This is a genomic window from Rhizobium sp. NRK18, assembly GCF_024385575.1.
Lineage (GTDB): Bacteria > Pseudomonadota > Alphaproteobacteria > Rhizobiales > Rhizobiaceae > JANFMV01.
The window spans coordinates 1,844,985-1,862,298 of record NZ_JANFMV010000001.1 but is presented as its reverse complement, the minus strand read 5'-3'; the positions used below and the strand labels follow the sequence as shown (position 1 = coordinate 1,862,298).

The 17,314-nt window shown below is 62.7% G+C and carries 15 protein-coding genes; 2 read left to right on the top strand and 13 right to left on the bottom strand.

All coding sequences use genetic code 11. The features are described 5' to 3' along the window. Positions 1-73: 73 nt before the first annotated feature. Positions 74-1,084, bottom strand: coding sequence for a tRNA dihydrouridine(20/20a) synthase DusA (dusA, locus tag NN662_RS08590; RefSeq protein WP_261929866.1), 1,011 nt, complete (start codon positions 1,082-1,084; stop codon positions 74-76). Positions 1,085-1,202: 118 nt separating this feature from the next. Here dusA and NN662_RS08585 point away from each other — a divergent pair, with 118 nt between their 5' ends. After that, positions 1,203-1,733 (top strand): gamma carbonic anhydrase family protein, encoded by a 531-nt coding sequence (locus NN662_RS08585; RefSeq protein WP_261929865.1) that lies wholly within the window; start codon positions 1,203-1,205, stop codon positions 1,731-1,733. Between the two features lie 174 nt (positions 1,734-1,907). On the opposite strand, the gene NN662_RS08580 is transcribed toward NN662_RS08585, so the two are convergent. From NN662_RS08580 to NN662_RS08570, 3 genes are read right to left on the bottom strand one after another with little or no spacing between them, the layout of a single operon-like run. Then, positions 1,908-2,330, bottom strand: a complete 423-nt coding sequence (locus NN662_RS08580; protein WP_261929864.1) for a Fur family transcriptional regulator — start codon at positions 2,328-2,330, stop codon at positions 1,908-1,910. Continuing rightward, positions 2,327-3,139: a zinc ABC transporter permease subunit ZnuB gene (gene znuB / locus NN662_RS08575; protein WP_261931911.1), complete on the bottom strand. Its 813-nt coding sequence runs from the start codon at positions 3,137-3,139 to the stop codon at positions 2,327-2,329. The genes NN662_RS08580 and znuB overlap by 4 nt, the downstream gene beginning before the upstream one ends. Further along, positions 3,132-4,049, bottom strand: a complete 918-nt coding sequence (locus NN662_RS08570) for a metal ABC transporter ATP-binding protein (RefSeq protein WP_261929863.1) — start codon at positions 4,047-4,049, stop codon at positions 3,132-3,134. The genes znuB and NN662_RS08570 overlap by 8 nt, the downstream gene beginning before the upstream one ends. 95 nt (positions 4,050-4,144) lie before the next feature. On the opposite strand from NN662_RS08570, the gene NN662_RS08565 reads away from it, so the two are divergent. After that, entirely contained in the window at positions 4,145-5,053 is a 909-nt protein-coding gene (locus NN662_RS08565) for a zinc ABC transporter substrate-binding protein (protein WP_261929862.1), read from the top strand. Positions 5,054-5,056: 3 nt separating this feature from the next. Here NN662_RS08565 and NN662_RS08560 read toward each other — a convergent pair whose 3' ends face one another. The 9 genes from NN662_RS08560 to ccoG all read right to left on the bottom strand — a co-directional run bounded on the left by NN662_RS08560 (position 5,057) and on the right by ccoG (position 17,095). Continuing rightward, entirely contained in the window at positions 5,057-6,667 is a 1,611-nt protein-coding gene (locus NN662_RS08560; protein WP_261929861.1) for a glycoside hydrolase family 43 protein, read from the bottom strand. 29 nt (positions 6,668-6,696) lie between these two features. Beyond that, positions 6,697-7,749: an L-glyceraldehyde 3-phosphate reductase gene (mgrA, locus tag NN662_RS08555; RefSeq protein ID WP_261929860.1), complete on the bottom strand. Its 1,053-nt coding sequence runs from the start codon at positions 7,747-7,749 to the stop codon at positions 6,697-6,699. A gap of 137 nt (positions 7,750-7,886) precedes the next feature. Continuing rightward, positions 7,887-8,249 carry an RcnB family protein gene (locus tag NN662_RS08550; protein WP_261929859.1) on the bottom strand — a complete coding sequence of 121 codons (363 nt, stop codon included), beginning with the start codon at positions 8,247-8,249 and terminating at the stop codon, positions 7,887-7,889. A 281-nt stretch (positions 8,250-8,530) separates the two neighbouring features. Further along, a complete protein-coding gene (locus tag NN662_RS08545) occupies positions 8,531-10,951 on the bottom strand; it encodes a beta-mannosidase (protein ID WP_261929858.1) in 2,421 nt (806 codons plus the stop codon). A gap of 46 nt (positions 10,952-10,997) precedes the next feature. After that, positions 10,998-12,431, bottom strand: coding sequence for an NADP-dependent phosphogluconate dehydrogenase (gene gndA / locus NN662_RS08540; protein ID WP_261929857.1), 1,434 nt, complete (start codon positions 12,429-12,431; stop codon positions 10,998-11,000). A gap of 94 nt (positions 12,432-12,525) precedes the next feature. Further along, a complete protein-coding gene (ccoS, locus tag NN662_RS08535; RefSeq protein WP_261929856.1) occupies positions 12,526-12,684 on the bottom strand; it encodes a cbb3-type cytochrome oxidase assembly protein CcoS in 159 nt (52 codons plus the stop codon). Further along, positions 12,681-14,996 carry a cation-translocating P-type ATPase gene (locus NN662_RS08530; RefSeq protein WP_261929855.1) on the bottom strand — a complete coding sequence of 772 codons (2,316 nt, stop codon included), beginning with the start codon at positions 14,994-14,996 and terminating at the stop codon, positions 12,681-12,683. The genes ccoS and NN662_RS08530 overlap by 4 nt, the downstream gene beginning before the upstream one ends. Before the next feature lie 21 nt (positions 14,997-15,017). Next, a complete protein-coding gene (locus tag NN662_RS08525) occupies positions 15,018-15,512 on the bottom strand; it encodes a FixH family protein (protein WP_261929854.1) in 495 nt (164 codons plus the stop codon). After that, entirely contained in the window at positions 15,509-17,095 is a 1,587-nt protein-coding gene (gene ccoG / locus NN662_RS08520; protein ID WP_261929853.1) for a cytochrome c oxidase accessory protein CcoG, read from the bottom strand. Before ccoG ends, NN662_RS08525 begins: the two co-directional genes overlap by 4 nt. Positions 17,096-17,314 lie beyond the last annotated feature (219 nt).

The following is a 17,314-nucleotide window of genomic DNA, read 5'->3' as shown; positions in this document are numbered from 1 at the left end:
GACAGGCCAGAACAGAAAACGGCGCGTCGAGAGACGCGCCGTTTTCATTTAGAGCTTTTAAGCGCAAGACGCTTCAGGCGCTGACGGCATCCGCAGGCGCGAAATCGAGCGCCGCAAAGGCATTGGCGATCACCTCCGGGCCGGCTCCGGGCCGGGTGGCATCCGTCGACAGGATCTGCCGGTACCGCCGCGCCCCGGCCACGCCCTGGAACAGGCCCACCATGTGGCGGGTGATGTGGGAGATCCGCCCGCCCCGGCCGACATGCTCTTCGGCATAGGCCATCATCCGGTCGCGCACCAACAACCAGTCCATGTCACGCGGCGCGGCAGCGTAGACGCGGTGATCGACATCTGAAAGCATCGCGGCATGATGATAGACCGCGCGACCGAGCATGACGCCGTCCATGTGCTCAAGGTGCGCCTCCGCATCGTCGAGCGAGAGAATGCCGCCATTGATGCCGATGAAAACCTCCGGGAAGCGCTGCTTCATCCGGTAGACGAGATCATAGTCGAGCGGCGGAATATCGCGGTTTTCCTTCGGGCTGAGACCCTGCAGCCAGGCCTTGCGGGCATGGACCCAGACCGCCGAAGCGCCGGCGTCGATCACGCGCTGCAGAAAATCGGGCAGGACGGTTTCCGGATCCTGGTCGTCGACGCCGATCCGGCACTTGACCGTCACCGGCAGATCGGTGGCCGCCTTCATCGCCCGGACTGCGGTCGCGACCGTCTCCGGTTCCTTCATCAGGCAGGCGCCGAAAGTGCCGGATTGCACGCGATCGGAGGGACAGCCGACATTGAGGTTGATCTCGTCATACCCGAAATCGCTGCCGATCCTTGTCGCCTCGGCCAGCTTGCCGGCATCCGATCCGCCAAGCTGCAGCGCCACCGGATGCTCGCTGTCGTCAAAGCCGAGCAGCCGCTCGCGGTCGCCATGCAGCACCGCATCCGCAACCACCATCTCGGTGTAGAGCAGCGCACGGGCCGACACCAGCCGATGCAGGAAACGGCAATGCCGATCGGTCCAATCGATCATGGGTGCAACCGCGAAAATCTTTTGGCCGGCTTTCAGGGCTTCAGCGTACATTCGTTCATCCTTTGGCCGGCCAGATAGCGCATGTCGCGGCAAAAAACCAGTTTTCATCGCTGTCCGCTTTGATGCTAGCATCCGTGACACAGACAGAAAAAGCAGCCGGAGGAATCGCATGCCGCTTTACGCGCTCGGAGACACTCAGCCGAAAACGCCGGAAGACGGCAAATACTGGATCGCTCCGGATGCTCAGGTCATCGGCAATGTTGTCATCGGCGAGGATGTGGGCATCTGGTTCGGTGCGGTCCTTCGGGGCGACAACGAGCAGATGACGATCGGCGCGCGCACCAACATCCAGGACGGCGTGGTCATCCATTCCGATCCCGGCGCGCCGGCGACAATCGGCGAAGGCTGCACCATCGGCCACCGCGCCATCGTCCATGGCTGCGTCATCGGCGACAATTCGCTGGTCGGCATGGGCGCCACCATCCTCAACCGGGCGAGGATCGGCAACAACTGCATCGTCGGGGCCAATGCGCTGGTGACGGAAGGCAAGGAATTTCCGGACAATTCCCTGATCGTCGGCAGCCCCGCGCGCGTGGTCCGCACGCTGGATGCAGACGCAGTGGAAGGGCTTAAGAAATCGGCCGCGCACTACGTAGCCAACTGGCAGCGGTTTGCGAAGGACCTGCGGTGTCTGGATTGAGCGGACAGGAGGCGTCCGTATAAAGCGCCCCTCATCTGCCTGCCGACACTGTCTCTCCGCATGCGGGGAGAAGGACGCGAGATAGTGGCGTTGCGTAATACAGAGGAAGGTCCGCATTCCCTCTCCCCGCCGGCGGGGAGAGGGTCAGGGTGAGGGGCAAGCAGAGAGAAAGGATCAGGCCCCCGCCGCACAGGCTTCGCAGAGGCCGCGGATTTCGACCGTGGTCTTGCTCGGCACGAACTTCTTGGACTGCGTCAGCGCGGCCAGCCGGTCCTCGAGCCCATGGTCGTGGAACTCGCTGACATGGCCGCATTTTTCGCAGATGGCGAAGGCGGCAATGCCGGCACCGTGGCCACCGCAGCAATCCTTGTGGCGATGGGCGCAGGCGATGAAGGCGTTGATGCTTTCGAGCCGATGCACCAGCCCCGATTCGGTCAGCTTCTCCAGCGCCCGGTAGACCTGCAGCGGCGCGCGAAAGCCGTCATCGCGCAGAAGGTCGAGGATCTGGTAGGCCGACAGCGCGCCATCCGCATCGGAAAGCGCGCCCAGCACCAGTTCCTGGTTCTTCGTCAGTTTGATCATCTCGTTCATGGTCATGCTCCAGTGCCGCTGCGGGCGAGTTTGCGTGACACCGGCAGCAGTGACAAGAGGAAGAGTATCAGCGCCGCGACGACGATCGACGGGCCTGACGGCGTATCGTAGGTCAGCGAGCCGTAGAGCCCGCCGGTCACCGCCAGGACACCGATGACGGAAGCGACCACCGCCATCATTTCCGGTGTCGAGGAGAATCGCCGCGCGGTTGCCGCCGGAATGATCAGCAGCGAGGTGATCAGCATGATGCCGACGATCTTCATGGCGATGGCGATGACGAGCGCCATCAGCACCATGAACAGGAAGCGCGCCCGCTCCGGCTTGAGGCCCTCGGCTTCGGCCAGTTCCGCATTGACGGTTGCCGCCAGCAGCGGCCGCCACAGCGCCACGATGCAGCCGATGACGATCGCTCCGCCACCCCAGACCATGGCGATGTCGGTCTTGTCGACCGCCAGGATGTCGCCGAACAGATAGGCCAGCAGGTCGATGCGCACCCAGGTCATGAACGCGACCAGCACGAGGCCGATCGCCAGCGTCGCATGCGAGAGAATGCCGAGCAGCGCATCCGCCGACAGCGCCTGGCGGCGTTGCAGCAGGATGAGGATGACGGAGATCGCCACGGCAACGGTGAACACGGCCGCCACCATGTTGAGCTGGAACATCAGATGCAGGGCAACGCCGAGCAGCGCCGAATGCGCCATCGTGTCACCGAAATAAGCCATCCGCCGCCAGACGATGAAGCAGCCGAGGGGGCCTGCCATCAGCGCCACCGCAATGCCGGCGATCAGGGCGCGAACGAAGAAATCGTCAAGCATGGCGCGAACCCTCTTCATGCGAATGCGGATGATGCCCGTGATCGTCGCCATCGTGATGGTGCCCATCATGATTGTGATCGGCATGATCATGATGAGGGTGATCGTGGTGATGGCCGTCATCGGGGTGGCAATGTTCCGTCACGCTGCCATCCGCGTGGCGTACGCGCCCGTCCGGCAGGTGCGTGTGGTCGTGTTCATGCGAATAGACCGCCAGCGTCTGCGCACCGCGCATACCGAACAGGCTCGCATATTCGGCGCTCTGGCTGACGCTCTGCGGCGTGCCTCGGCAGCAGACATGGCCGTTGAGGCAGATGACCGTATCGGTGGCCGCCATGACGATGTGCAGATCGTGCGAGATCATCAGGATGCCGCAGCCGGTCTGGTTGCGGATCTCGCGGATCAGATCGTAGATGGCGATTTCGCCGGAATAATCGACGCCCTGGACCGGTTCGTCCAGCACCAGAAGGTCGGGCTTGCGGGCGATCGCGCGGGCGATCAACGCGCGCTGGAATTCGCCGCCGGAAAGACCCTGCACCGCCGCATTCGCCATATGGGCGATCCCGGTCGCCTTCATCGCTTCCTCGATGTCGGCCGCCGGCAGCGGACCGGTCAGCGTCATCAACCGACGCACGCTCAGGGGCAGTGTCCAGTCGATGGCAAGCTTCTGCGGCACGTAGCCGACCTTAAGGCCCGCCCGGCGCGTCACCCTGCCCTCATCCGGCTTCAGGACGCCGATCGCCATCTTGGCGCTCGTCGACTTCCCGGAACCGTTCGGGCCGATCAGCGTGACGATTTCGCCCGGCGCGACACTGAACTCGACGCCGCGCACCAACCAGCGACCGTTGCGCGTGACGCCGGCATTGTCGAGCGAGACAAGAGGCCCGCCATCGCCATTCATTTTTTTCAGCATATTCGCTCTCATTCAATCTTGCAGGCTCATATCGCATACGTTATAGCATTACACAAGATATGTAACTTTATAACATATTGCCAAAGGAGCCTCCCATGAAACTGACTTCCCTCCTCGCCTCGGCAGCCATTCTGTTTGCCGCGGGCCAGGCCGCCGCCGCACCGAATGTCGTGGTCACGATCAAACCGATCCATTCGCTGGCCGCCGCCATCATGGAAGGTGTCGGCACGCCCGACATTCTCGTTGACGGAGCGTCCTCGCCGCACGCCTATTCCCTGAAGCCGTCGGATGCGACGAAGCTGCAGGACGCGAATGTCATTTTCTGGGTTGGCCCGACGCTGGAGTCCTTTCTCCAGAAGCCGCTTTCCTCCCTCTCCGGCAACGCAACCGTGACACAGCTCGACAAGGCCAAGGGCCTGATCAAGCTCCAGCCGCGCGAAGGCGGCACGTTCGAGGCGGATGATGACGGCGACGACGACGGTGCCTATGATCCGCACCTCTGGCTCGATCCGGAAAATGCCAAGGCGATCGCCCGCGACATGGCCGCGACGCTGGAAAAGGCTGATCCGAAAAACGCCGCGAAATACCGCGCCAACGAAGCCAAGCTCGAGAAGCGCCTCGGCGAACTGGACGCGCAGATCACCACGATCGTCGCCCCTATCAAGGACAAGCCCTTCATCGTCTTCCACGACGCTTACCACTATTTCGAAATGCGCTACGGCGTGAACGAAGCCGGCTCGATCACGGTCAGCCCCGAGACTGCACCGGGTGCGGCCCGCATCAAGGAAATCCACGACAAGATCGCCAGCCTGAACGCCACCTGCGTCTTCGCCGAGCCGGAATTCGAGCCGAAGCTCGTCAACGTTGTCATGGAAGGCACGAACGCCAAGGCCGCAACGCTCGATCCGCTCGGCGCCGCCATTCCTGACGGCCCCGATCTCTACTTCACCTTGCTGCACGGTGTCGCGACGTCGCTCAGCGATTGCCTTGGCGGCCAGTCCTAAGCCTCAGTCGAGGATCTGATACAGGAACCGGCTGAAATCGGCCGGTTTCCCCCTGCCCGTCATGTCGAAGGCGAACATGCCGGCAAAGGCGCCGGTAAACGAGCAATGCTCGCCAAGTCCGCCCTCGTCCGATATGACGCCTGCGTCAAGCATCGGCCCGATCGGCTGCCAATCATTCGCGCCTTCCGCCTTCCAGAAGAACCGCAGATCGTTGTCGCGCACCTCCAGGGCCAGATGCAACGGACCGTCCGGCACGGACGCGCCCATACCCACCGGATAGGAGAGCTTCATCGACGGATCACCGGCACAGGCGAGGATCGTCAGGCAACGCCCCAGTTCCGCATCCACGGTGGCGGCCAGCGCGAAGAGCTTGTTGCGGTTGTAGTAATGCGTCAGCCCGGCCATCTGCTGATAGGTGTCCGGAGAAAATTCCAGCACGGTCTCGGCCCGGAAGCAATGATGCTCCTGCCGCCGCGCCACCAGCGCCTGTTCGAACCACGAGCCGATGCTTTCCCGCCCAAAGAGGCGAAGGCGGCCGGGATGATCCGTCAGGCTGAAGATGCGCTCGGGTGCCGGTGTCCGCAGCCACTGGAAGTCGTCGGGCAGGTCTGGCGTGTCGAAGACATGCTCGATTGCCCTCGGCTCGTCCACCTTCTGGGCGCCGGAGAGCTCCGGCACTTCGAGGCGTGCGACCGGCGAACCGCTCAGCGGATAGAGCCAGCCGTCCTCCTTCCAGACACAGGCTTCCAGCCCCGTCTCCCGGCCGAGCGTGCAGCGGCGCAGCGGTGACAGTGGCCGTCCGCAGAGAAAGGTCGTTGCCGGTCGTCCGTCCGGCGTCTCGAAATACTGTCCGTGCCCGGTCCGCTGCAACGGCGCATCGCCGTGACCCTTGGCGCTCAGGAGATGCTTGTCCGGATGCGTTTCGTAAGGGCCGGTGATCGTGCGCGAGCGTGCCATGGTGATCGCGTGATCGTAGCCCGTACCGCCCTCGGCGGTGGTCAGATAGTACCAGCCATTCTTCTTGAAGATGTGCGGCCCCTCGACAAGGCCGCGATCCGTGCCGGGATAAATGTTGTGGATCGGCCCCTTGAGGCTCTTCGTTTCGGCGTCCCACTCCTGCAGCAGAATGCCGTCAAAGGCGGTGTTGCCGCCGACGGTGCCATGCGCCACCGGCAGATGGTTCCAGTGCATGTTCATGAACCATTTGCGCCCGTCGTCATCGTGAAACAACGACGGGTCGAAACCGGACGAATTGACATAGACCGGATCGGACCACTCGCCCGCAATCGACGTCGCGGTGACGATGTAGTTGTGCGCGTCCTTGAACGAACCGTCGAGCCGCTTGACGTCGGTGTAGACGAGCCAGAACTGTCCGTCGGCAAAGGACAGGCACGGCGCCCAGATGCCGCAGCTGTCCGGATTGCCGCGCATGTCGAGCTGGCTTGCGCGCTCCAGCGGGCGGCGGACCAGCCGCCAGTTCACCAGATCGCGCGAGTGATGGATCTGCACGCCCGGAAACCATTCGAAGGTCGAGGTGGCGATGTAGTAGTCATCGCCAACCCGGCAGATCGACGGATCCGGGTTGAAGCCCGGCAGGATCGGATTGCGTATCATCAAGGTCTCCTCCCAAAGGCCCGCCGACGTTACTTATGCTTACGCGGCGGTCCCTTCCGCTCAGCCGATGCGGCCCAGAGATTGATGTCCGCCTCGCGCGCATAACGGTCGATCTCGGCAAGCTCGTCTGCCGTGAAATCGAGCTTGTCGAGCGCCTTGACGCAATCCTCGACCTGCGAGGCTCGGCTGGCACCGATCAGCGCGGTGGTGATCCGGCCTTCGCGCAGCACCCAGGCAATCGCCATCTGCGCCAGCGTCTGGCCGCGGCGCTCGGCGATCCGGTTGAGGGCGCGGATGTTTTCCAGGTTCTTCTCGTTGAGGAAGTCGGGATTGAGCGACTTGTCCTGAGCCGCACGGCTGCTGTCCGGAATGCCGTTGAGGTATTTGGACGTCAGCATGCCCTGGGCGAGCGGTGAGAAGACGATCGAACCGATGCCGAGCGATTTCAGCGTGTCGATGAGGCCGTCCTCCTCGATCCAGCGATTGATCATCGAATAGCTCGGCTGGTGTATGAGGCAGGGCGTGCCGAGGCTTTTCAGGATCTCGGCAGCTTCCTGCGTGCGCCGCGAATTATAGGACGAGATGCCGACGTAGAGCGCCCTGCCCGACCGCACGATATGGTCGAGCGCAGCGCAGGTCTCTTCCAGCGGCGTATCCGGATCGAAGCGGTGGGAATAGAAGATGTCGACATAGTCGAGGCCCATCCGCTTCAGGCTCTGGTCGCAGGAGGCGATCAGGTACTTGCGGCTTCCCCATTCGCCGTAAGGTCCCGGCCACATCAGATAGCCGGCCTTCGACGAAATGATCATCTCGTCGCGATAGCCGCGGAAATCGTTGCGCAGGATCTCGCCGAAGGCGGTCTCGGCGGATCCGGCCGGCGGGCCGTAATTGTTGGCGAGGTCGAAATGCGTGATCCCGAGGTCGAACGCCTTGTGGCAGATGTCCTGCTTCGTCGAATGCGGGGTGTCGTTGCCGAAATTATGCCAGAGACCGAGAGAAATCGCCGGCAGTTTCAGGCCGGAATTTCCGCAGCGGTTGTACTTCATCTTTTCGTATCGGTCATCGGCCGGGTGCCATGCCATGACTGGTTCCTCCCTCATCGCTTCGGCGGCTAAACTAGTGCGCACGCCATCGATTTGGAACCACTGCCGAACAATTTTTTGAAAACGATTTCAAAGGGTGCGGAGGCGGACCGGAATCCGCCTCCGACAAACCGGACTTAGTTGCCGAAGATGCTGATGATCAGGCGTGTGCCGCTGTTGATCAGCATGTAACGGCCGTCGACATAGACCCATTCCTGGCCGCGCGGCGGGGTGCGCAGGTGATGACGGCGCCATTCGTTGCGCTCCACGACGCGGTAGGCATGACGGTCAAGCCTGTGACCGCGCTTGTAGGTCTTCTTCACCACCGTCTTCTTCTTGCCATTGTCCTTGTGAACGACGGTCTTTTCCTTGCAGACGGTCATGCGCGGGTTCTCCCGGCAGGTCGTCGTGGTGGTCGTCTTCATGTGCGGCTGGGCGGCCATGGCCATGGGGGCGCCAAGGACCGAAGCGGAGATGAGGGCTGCAAAGATCGCTTTCATTGGGTGTTTCCTTTCCCTTGTTGATGAGATGAGGCTAGCGCTCGGACGATGAACCGTATCTGAACGGGAACATTACAAATTCGTAACGTAAGATTTTGAATTCAATAACAAATTCGGCAGCCGATCGGGCCACCGCAAGCTCTTGCGATGGCCCGACGGAGGGGGACTGGGGATGAACATCAAGATGTTGGACGGGTCGCTTTACGGCGGCACAAGCAATATCGCGACCTGCTGGACCAATAACGCCACAACGGCTTCAAGGTTCCGTTGAGATTGTATCTTTACGCAACGGAATAGCAGGACTGCAGATCACGGACCGACACCAGCACCGGGCCATCCGCAACCGCCGGCGTAAACCGCACCGTCCTGGTCTCGCCGGCCGTCAGGTCGAAGACGTTGTCGCTGAAGGCGCCGGCCGTATCCGCTTCGAGAGTCACGAAAAGGGCGAGCCGCTCGGCACGGACAGTGACCTCGACGACGCCATCCTCGAGCGTATTCTGCTCGACGGTAAGCCCCGCCGGTTCAAGCTCCAGTGCCTTGTAGGTACCCTGGCAATAATGCCCCCCGCCGACCATGCCGTTGGCCCCGCTGAACCGCCAGAACAAAAGCTCTGTGGTGGCAAGTTCCCCGGTCGGAATGGCAATGGCCGCAACGGCCCGGTCAGCCGGTACATCAACGGTCATGGAGCGCAATTGGCGACGATTGCCGTTCAACGACACGGCATCGACGGTCAAGTCCAGCGACAGGCTTTCGCCCGTGTCGTTGACCGCCGACAGCGCGATCTCGCCGCCGTCGCCCGATGGGATTGCCGCCACGTTGAGCGGCTGGAAGAAGCGGCGGGCAAAATAGTGCAACGCTTTCCAGCTGCCGCCATAATCGAGGCCCGACCAGGAGGCCACTGGCCAGGTGTCGTTGAGCTGCCAGTAGAGTGTGCCCATGCAATGAGGCTTCAATGACCGCCAGAAATCGACAGCCGTCCTGATCGCCAGCGCCTGCTGGATCTGGCTCAGATAGACAAAATTCTCGAAATCCTTCGGGAAGCGGAAATAGCGGAACATCGTTCCGGCGATCCGCTCGTTGCCACCGGCATTCTTCTGGTGCAGTTCGATCACCGGCGAGGCGATATTCATGTCCTTCGCCGCAGCGAAATCACGGATGACCGGCATCGACGTGTAGGACTGGAAACCGAACTCAGAGCAGAAGCGCGGCCGGACGCTGCGATAATTGTCGAACGACTTGTTCTCGTGCCAGACCGACCAGTAATGCATGTCGCCGGAACCGTCGGCATGCCACGCGTCGTTGAAGTCGAGATAACCCGACGCCGGGCTCGACGGCCACCAGATGGCGTCCTTCGATGCGGCCTTGAGAGCTTGTTCGATCGTCCGGTTCAGCCGGTCGTAGGAAACGAGATAGCGGTCGCGGTCTTCGAGCGACTCCTTGAACCAGGTCAGCGCGCCGACGAGTTCGTTGTCGCCGCACCACAGCACGATCGACGGGTGCGAGATGAGCCGGCGGACCTGATAATCCACCTCGGCGGAGACGTTCTCCAGAAAGTCATTGGTCGAGGGATAGAGGTTGCAGGCGAACATGAAGTCCTGCCAGACCATCAGCCCCAGCCGGTCGCAGGCGTCGTAGAACCAGTCGTGTTCGTAGAAACCGCCGCCCCAGACGCGGATCATGTTCATGTTGGCGTCGGCAGCAGCCTGCAGAAGTGCTTCCGTCTTGTCCGGGCTGGTGCGAGAAAACAGCGCGTCCGCCGGGATCCAGTTGGCGCCGCGGCAGAAGATTTCGCGGCCGTTGACATTGAGCACGAAGCGGCTTCCGGCTTCATCCTTGTCGGTCACGAGTTCCACTTCGCGAAAGCCGATGAGCCGCGTCACGCTTTCAGACGCCGTGCCGACCATCAGCGTCGACAAAGCCTGCTCGCCGCTCCCGGCAGGCCACCAGCGCTTCGGATTGTCGACGCGGAACACGTGGCGGATCACCGTCTCGCCTGCGGAAATGCCGCAATCGAGCCGCACCCGCTCGCCGTCGAGATCGAAATGCACCGGCAGGATGCCCGGTTCGGCAGCGAAGACCGTCACCGACACATGCAGGTCGACGCCGTCCGCATCCCACACCTGCCGTGTCTCCACATATTCGATGCGGGCTGTTTCCAGCCTCTTCAGCGCGATCGTGCCATAGACGCCGAGCGGCGCAATCGCGATGTTCCAGTCCCATCCGAAATGGCATTGCGGCTTGCGCAGCATGTTGCCGTTGGGGATCGGCGAATTGGCCGTCTGGTAGGGAATGTAGAATGGCTGCGCATCCTGCCGCTGCGCACCGACGGCGATGCTGGAGCGGATGACAATGCGGATGGTGTTCTGGCCCACCTTCAGCGCCTTCGTCACGTCGGGACGATACCGGCGGAAGCAATTGTCCTCCTCGAGCACAGTGACGCCGTTGACGCTGACCGTCGCCACCGTATCGAGATAGTCGATGTCGAGATACCAGTCGCCGCCGACGTCATCGAGCGTGAAGTCGCGCTCCAGCGTCCAGTCGCGATGCGCCACCCATTGCACGACCTCTTCGTTGCGGCCGACATAGGGGTCGGGGATCACGCCGGCGGCTTCCAGCGCGGAATGAACGTCACCGGGTAGCGACATGGCGGCCATATGCTCGCCATCGCTCAGCCGCCATTCACCAGCCAGATCGACCGTCATGATCCCCTCCCAAGGTTGTCAGTGTAGTATCGTCGGAACCGGGGCCTTACGCCCCCGCTCCTGCCCCGCTGCCCCACGGACCATGGTGGCTGTCGGCACCGTCGACACGGTCGAAACCATGCGCACCGAAGAAATCGCGTTGCGCCTGGATCATGTTCGCCGTGCCGCGGCCGCGGCGGTAGCTGTCGAAATAGGTGAGCGCCGAAGCAAGCGCCGGAACCGGAAGGCCGGCGGCAAGTGCGGCGGTGACAACGCGGCGCAGGCTCGGCAGCGATTCCTTCAGCATGTCGGAGAAGGCCGGCGTGACGACGAGGTTCGCCGCATCCGGTGTTTCGGTGAAGGCCTTGGTGATCTCGTCGAGGAACTGCGAGCGGATGATGCAGCCGGCGCGCCAGATCTTTGCGATCACCGGCATCGGCAGCGACCAGTCGAATTCCTTCGACGCGGCGGACATCACGGCGAAGCCCTGCGCATAGGCGCCGATCTTGCCGGCAAACAGCGCCAGTTCGAGATCCTTCAGAAGATCCGGACCGTAGCTTGCCGGATAGGATGCGGATTCCAGGCCGAAGATCTTCTCGGCAGCCTCGCGCTCGCCCTTCATGGAGGAGAGCGAACGGGCGGCAACTGCAGCTTCGATCGCGGTCGCCGGAATGCCCATCTGCTGGCTTTCGATCACCGACCACTTGCCGGTGCCCTTCTGGCCGGCCTTGTCGAGGATCATGTCGACCATCGGCTTGCCGGAAATCGGATCGGCGGCCGACAGCACCTTCTCGGTGATTTCGATGAGGTAGGAATTGAGGCGGCCCTTGTTCCAGTCGCCGAAAACGTCGGCCATCTCGCCGGCCGTCTTGCCGAAACCGTCGCGCAGGACGCCGTAGATTTCGGCGATCATCTGCATGTCGGCATATTCGATGCCGTTGTGGATCGTCTTGACGAAATGGCCGGCACCGTTCTCGCCGAGCCAGGCGCAGCACGGATCGCCATCATACTTGGCGGCGATCGAGGTCAGCACCTTCTCGACACGCTTGTAGGAGGCTTCCGTTCCGCCAACCATGATCGACGGTCCGTGGCGCGCGCCCTCTTCGCCACCGGAAACACCCATGCCGATGAAGGTCAGCTCGGTGTCCTTCAGCCGGTCGAAACGGGCCATCGTGTCGCGGAAATTGGCGTTGCCGGCATCGATCATGATGTCGCCGGACGAGAGATAGGGCTTCAGGTGCTCGATCTGCTGATCGACAGCCTCGCCGGCCTTGATCATGATGATGATTGGCCGCGGCGGGCGGATGGCGGCGACGAAATCCTCGATGGTCTCGCACGGAATGATCTTGTCCTTCAGCGCGCCCGCATCCTTGAAGAACTCGTGCGTCTTCTCGACGGTCCGGTTAAACACCGCGATCTTGTTGCCCTTTTCGGCGATATTGAGCGCGAGGTTCGCGCCCATGACACCGAGACCGATCAAACCGATTTCTGCCTGTTCCACGTCTTCAATCTCCCTAGAGTCTTGCGGGGGAGTTGTGGCACTTAGGGCCGGACACCACAAGTGTCAAAATAATCGATTTAAAGAGGAAGGCCGATCAGCCTGCGGCAGGCCTGTCGTCATCGTCGTCGAGCACCCGCCAGGCCGCACCGTCGAGATCGTCGTACTGGCCGCTCTTCAGCGACCACAGGAAGGCGAAGAGACCGAGACCGCCGAGAAACAGCGCAATCGGGATCAAAAGGACGAGATTGCTCATGACAAGGCCGCCTTGGCATCAACCTTCGGCGCCGCCGACGAACCAGCCTTGGGCTTTGCGTCTCCCTGCGCCCTCGCACGGCCAAGACGGTTCAATCGCAGCGCATTCAGGACGACGATGATGGACGAGGACGACATGGCTATGGCGGCGATCAGCGGCGTCGCCAGCCCCATCAGCGCGATCGGCACGGCAATCACGTTGTAGACGATCGCCAGACCGAAATTCTCGCGGATCAGCCGCCCGGCCCGCCGCGAAACGGCAATCGCCAGCGGCACGGCTTCGAGGCTTTCATGCATGAAGACGAAGTCGGCGGCCTGCCGGCCGATATCGGCGGCGGTTGCCGGTGCCATCGACACATGCGCGGCAGACAGCGCCGGCGCATCGTTGATGCCGTCGCCGACCATCAACACCGTGCGCCCCTCGCGCTTCAACGCTGCGCAATGCTCCGCCTTGTCCTTCGGCGACATCCCGGCTTGCCAGTCGGCGATGCCGAGACGCGCGGCGAACGCCTTGACGACCGGCTCGCGGTCGCCGGAAATCATCGCCGTTCGCATGCCCTTTGCAGCAAGCTCCGTGAGAACCTCGCCGGCATCGGCACGCATGTGATCGCGGAACCGGAAGACCTCCAGCTCGCGACCGTCGAGCGACAGGACGACCTCCGAATAGGCCTCCGCCGAAGTGTCCGCATGGGCGCCCGCACCGCAGGCGAAGAGACGGCTGCCGAGCCGGTAGACGCCTTCCGCCGTTTCCGCTTCGAGCCCGGCGCCGGGGATTTCCCGAATGGCATCGAACCGTTGCCCGCTCGCCCGGCCGTGCCGCGCCAGCGCCGCCGACAGAGGGTGGTTGGAATGCCCGGCAAGCTCGGCGGCGATATCGAGATAGCCGGCATTGAGCTCGGCCTTATCGACCAGTTCCGGCCGACCGGCCGTCAGTGTACCGGTCTTGTCGAAGAGAACCGTGTCAATTTCCGCAAGCCGCTCCATGGCCGAGCCATCCTTGACCATGATGCCGTTCTTGAACAGACGGCCGGCGGCAACAACCTGGACAACCGGCACGGCCAGTCCAAGCGCGCATGGGCAGGTTATGATCAGCACCGCGATCGCCACCAGAAGCGCGTGCTTCCAGTCGCCGCCATAGAGCCCCCAGAAGAGGAAGGCGCCGAGGGCCAGAAGATGGACGGCAGGCGCGTAGATTTCCGCGGCGCGGTCGGCGATGCGGCGATAGCGCGCCCTGCCCCCCTCGGCCGACTCCATCAGGCCGATGATTTCCGCCAGAAAGGAATCGCGCGCCGTCGCCGTCGCCTTCAGCACGACGGGGCCGGTCAGGTTGACGACGCCGGCCTGCAGCGCATCTCCCGCTGCCACACGAACCGGCACGCTCTCGCCGGTGACGATCGACTTGTCGAGATCGCTGACACCGCTTTCGATCACGCCGTCGACGGGCACGCGCTCGCCCGCGGCAACGGCGATCCGGTCGCCGGGCCGGACATCCTCGATCGGGCGGTATTCGCGACCGCCCTCTTCCGTGACGATCATTGCGCCGCGCGGCGACAGTTTCGCCAGTCCGGTGATCGCCGAGCGCGCCCGGTCTCGCATCATATGGTCGAGCGTGCGGCCGATCAGCAGGAAGAACAGGAGTGTGACGGAGGCGTCGAACCAGGCATGCGCACCGTGATGCATCGTCTCCCACAACGACATGCCGTAGGCCAGGATGACGGCCAGCGAAATCGGCACGTCCATGTTGGCGCGGCCATGCTTCAGCGCACCCCAGGCCGAGATGAAGAAGAAGCGGCCTGAATAGATGAGCGCCGGCCCGGCAATCATCGCCGAGATCCAGTGGAACATGTCGCGGGTCGCGGCTTCGGCGCCGGACCAGACGGAGACCGACAGCAGCATGATGTTGGCGGCGGCAAAGCCGGCAACCGCAACGGCGCGCAGCAACTGGTTCAGCATGCCGCGGCTTTCATCCTCGCCCGGCACGAAGAGATGCGCCTCGTAGCCGGTATTGGCGATCGCCGATGCGAACGCCAGCGGATCGGTCCGCTGTCCGTCGACGTCCTCGCGCCAGACGAAGGAAACGCGCTTCGACGACAGGTTCACGCGCGCCCGCACGATCCCCTTCTGCTTCCGCAAGGCGTTTTCGACCGTCGAGATGCAGGCACCGCAGTAGACGCCCGGCACGCTGAGGTCGGTCTGGCGCTCGCCCTGCCCCAGATCGCGGGAGGCAAGCCACAGCTCTTCGCGCGACGGCAGGCTGTGACTGGCCTGTTCGGCCTCCAGTGCGGCTTCGGTTCCCGGCGCGCAGCAGCTCATCGGGTCATGCTCCTGTCGGTTTCAGTTCGGCTTCACGTAGAAGCGGCGGGCTTCGTGCATCACCACGTCCTCGCCGCGTTTGGCGATGATCTCGACGATCCACTGGCCGGCGGGAATCTCGCGGGTCGCGGTGAACTCGCCGGGGCCGACTGGCGTCAGCGCCATCGAGAAATCCTGATGTTCGCCGACCGGGCGGCGGAAATTCGCCTTCACGTCGTCGGCCACCACCGGCCCCTCACCGGGGATCGCCAGCGAGTAATGGATATCGGGGCTCTTGACGACCAGCACGCCCTTGACGCCAGTTTCTGCGATCGCCCGCATGGCCGCCGCGCGTTCATTGAACTTCTGACTGGCGACATAGGTGTCCTGGTCGACCAGCCCGCTCCAGCTGGAGCTGGCGAAATAGGCCATGGTGAAATTCACCGCGAAGATGACGCCGAAGAAGCTCAGCATGATCGCCAGCATGTGCCAGCCGGTAAAACGGGATTCACGTTTGGAATTGACGGCTATACTCATTTCGCGCCCTCCGGAGCGTTGAAGACGGCTTCGTAGCTATCCTTCTCGAAGCTCGACTTATCCTCGGCGATGAAGTGGAATTCGGAAACGGTGCCCGAGACGCGGTCCTTTGGCACTGTCACGAAGACCTTCAGCGGATCGGCCTTGTCCGGCTGGACGGGAATGGCGAAGCTCACACCCTCCGGCTGGTCTATGCCGTTGACTTTCATGGTCGCGCCCGGCAGCCCTTCGATCGACAGGAAGATCACCCGCGGTTCGGGGATCATGTTGAGGATCTTCAGGGTGTAGCCGTTGCGGATGGATCCATCGGATTCCATCACATATTGCGGGTTGCGGTCGTGCAGCACGTTGAGGCCAAGCCGGTCGCGCGACAGAAGCGCCACCAGAAGACCGATGCCGACGGCCGACCAGACGCCCATGTAAAGAAGCGTACGGGCGCGGAAGATGACCCGCCAGTTGAAATGGCGGATGTTCGGGTTGAAGGTGCCGTCCTCCGCACGAATGTTCGACGGCGTGATCGGCAACGCGCCGTTGCTGGTGGCGAGCGCCATGTTCGACTGGTACTCGTCGAGCGTCGCATAGGCGATCAGGCCGCGTTCCTTGCCGATCTTGTCCATGACGCCGTCGCAGGCGTCGATGCACAGCGCGCAGGTGATGCATTCGAGTTGCTGGCCGTCGCGAATGTCGATGCCCATCGGACAAACCGCGACGCAGGCGTTGCAGTCGACGCAATCGCCGACCGGCTGGCCGGCGGCCGCCATCTTCTTGGCATGCCGCGACCGCGGTTCCCCGCGCCAGTCATTGTAGGTGACGACCAGTGAATTCTCGTCCAGCATCGCCGCCTGGATGCGTGGCCACGGGCACATGTAGGTGCAGACCTGCTCACGCATCAGGCCGCCGAAGACGTAAGTGGTGGCTGTCAGGATGGCGACGGTCATGTAGGCAACCGCCGGCGCATTGCCTTCGATGAAACTCAGGGCGAGAGACGGCGCGTCGGCGAAGTAGAAGATCCAGGCACCGCCGGTGGCGATGCCGATCATGATCCAGATCGCGTGCTTGCTCACCCGCCGCCAGAGCTTGTCGAAGCTCCAAGGTGCCTTATCGAGCCGCATGCGGGCATTGCGATCCCCCTCGATCGCCCGCTCGACGACCAGGAAGAGGTCGACCCAGACGGTCTGCGGACAGGTGTAGCCGCACCAGGCGCGTCCGACGGCGGAGGTGATCAGGAACAGGCCGAATCCGGCCATCACCAGAAGCCCGGCGACGAAGAAGAACTCCTGCGGCCAGATTTCGATGAAGAAGAAATAGAAGCGGCGGTTGGCAAGGTCGACCAGAACGGCCTGATCCGGCGCATAGGGCCCGCGGTCGAACCGCAGCCACGGCGTCAGGTAATAGATGCCGAGCGTGATCAGCATCACGATCCATTTGAATCGACGGAAACGCCCCTCGGCGCGCTTCGGAAAGATCTTTTTCCGCGCTTCATAGAGCGGCTTGCGCACCTTGGCGGAATTGACCGGCTGCGCCTCTAGCCGTTCAACAGTGTCCGTCTCTTTTTCGGACGTGTCGGCGGAGTATATGTTCATGGAAACAGACCTCGTGAATCTGTCGCCTTTCTCCCATCGGCACCGCTTTATCGCCTTGACTTATGTCAAGCTGCGGCAAAGCGCCACAAACATATGATTTTTGCAATATTAAAGCCGAAATGATGATCGACAGTTGCTTGTCTTGCCGATCCGTACACTTGAGACGATAGACGGAACGACGAATTTTGCGCCGCGATGTCCATCGCAGCGACAAGGGAT

Coding starts and splice junctions, on each gene's coding strand:
- dusA (WP_261929866.1), bottom strand. CDS start 1,084: ATGTACGCTGAAGCCCTGAAAGCCGGCCAAAAGATTTTCGCGGTTGCA.
- NN662_RS08585 (WP_261929865.1), top strand. CDS start 1,203: ATGCCGCTTTACGCGCTCGGAGACACTCAGCCGAAAACGCCGGAAGAC.
- NN662_RS08580 (WP_261929864.1), bottom strand. CDS start 2,330: ATGACCATGAACGAGATGATCAAACTGACGAAGAACCAGGAACTGGTG.
- znuB (WP_261931911.1), bottom strand. CDS start 3,139: ATGCTTGACGATTTCTTCGTTCGCGCCCTGATCGCCGGCATTGCGGTG.
- NN662_RS08570 (WP_261929863.1), bottom strand. CDS start 4,049: ATGCTGAAAAAAATGAATGGCGATGGCGGGCCTCTTGTCTCGCTCGAC.
- NN662_RS08565 (WP_261929862.1), top strand. CDS start 4,145: ATGAAACTGACTTCCCTCCTCGCCTCGGCAGCCATTCTGTTTGCCGCG.
- NN662_RS08560 (WP_261929861.1), bottom strand. CDS start 6,667: ATGATACGCAATCCGATCCTGCCGGGCTTCAACCCGGATCCGTCGATC.
- mgrA (WP_261929860.1), bottom strand. CDS start 7,749: ATGGCATGGCACCCGGCCGATGACCGATACGAAAAGATGAAGTACAAC.
- NN662_RS08550 (WP_261929859.1), bottom strand. CDS start 8,249: ATGAAAGCGATCTTTGCAGCCCTCATCTCCGCTTCGGTCCTTGGCGCC.
- NN662_RS08545 (WP_261929858.1), bottom strand. CDS start 10,951: ATGACGGTCGATCTGGCTGGTGAATGGCGGCTGAGCGATGGCGAGCAT.
- ccoS (WP_261929856.1), bottom strand. CDS start 12,684: ATGAGCAATCTCGTCCTTTTGATCCCGATTGCGCTGTTTCTCGGCGGT.
- NN662_RS08530 (WP_261929855.1), bottom strand. CDS start 14,996: ATGAGCTGCTGCGCGCCGGGAACCGAAGCCGCACTGGAGGCCGAACAG.
- NN662_RS08525 (WP_261929854.1), bottom strand. CDS start 15,512: ATGAGTATAGCCGTCAATTCCAAACGTGAATCCCGTTTTACCGGCTGG.
- ccoG (WP_261929853.1), bottom strand. CDS start 17,095: ATGAACATATACTCCGCCGACACGTCCGAAAAAGAGACGGACACTGTT.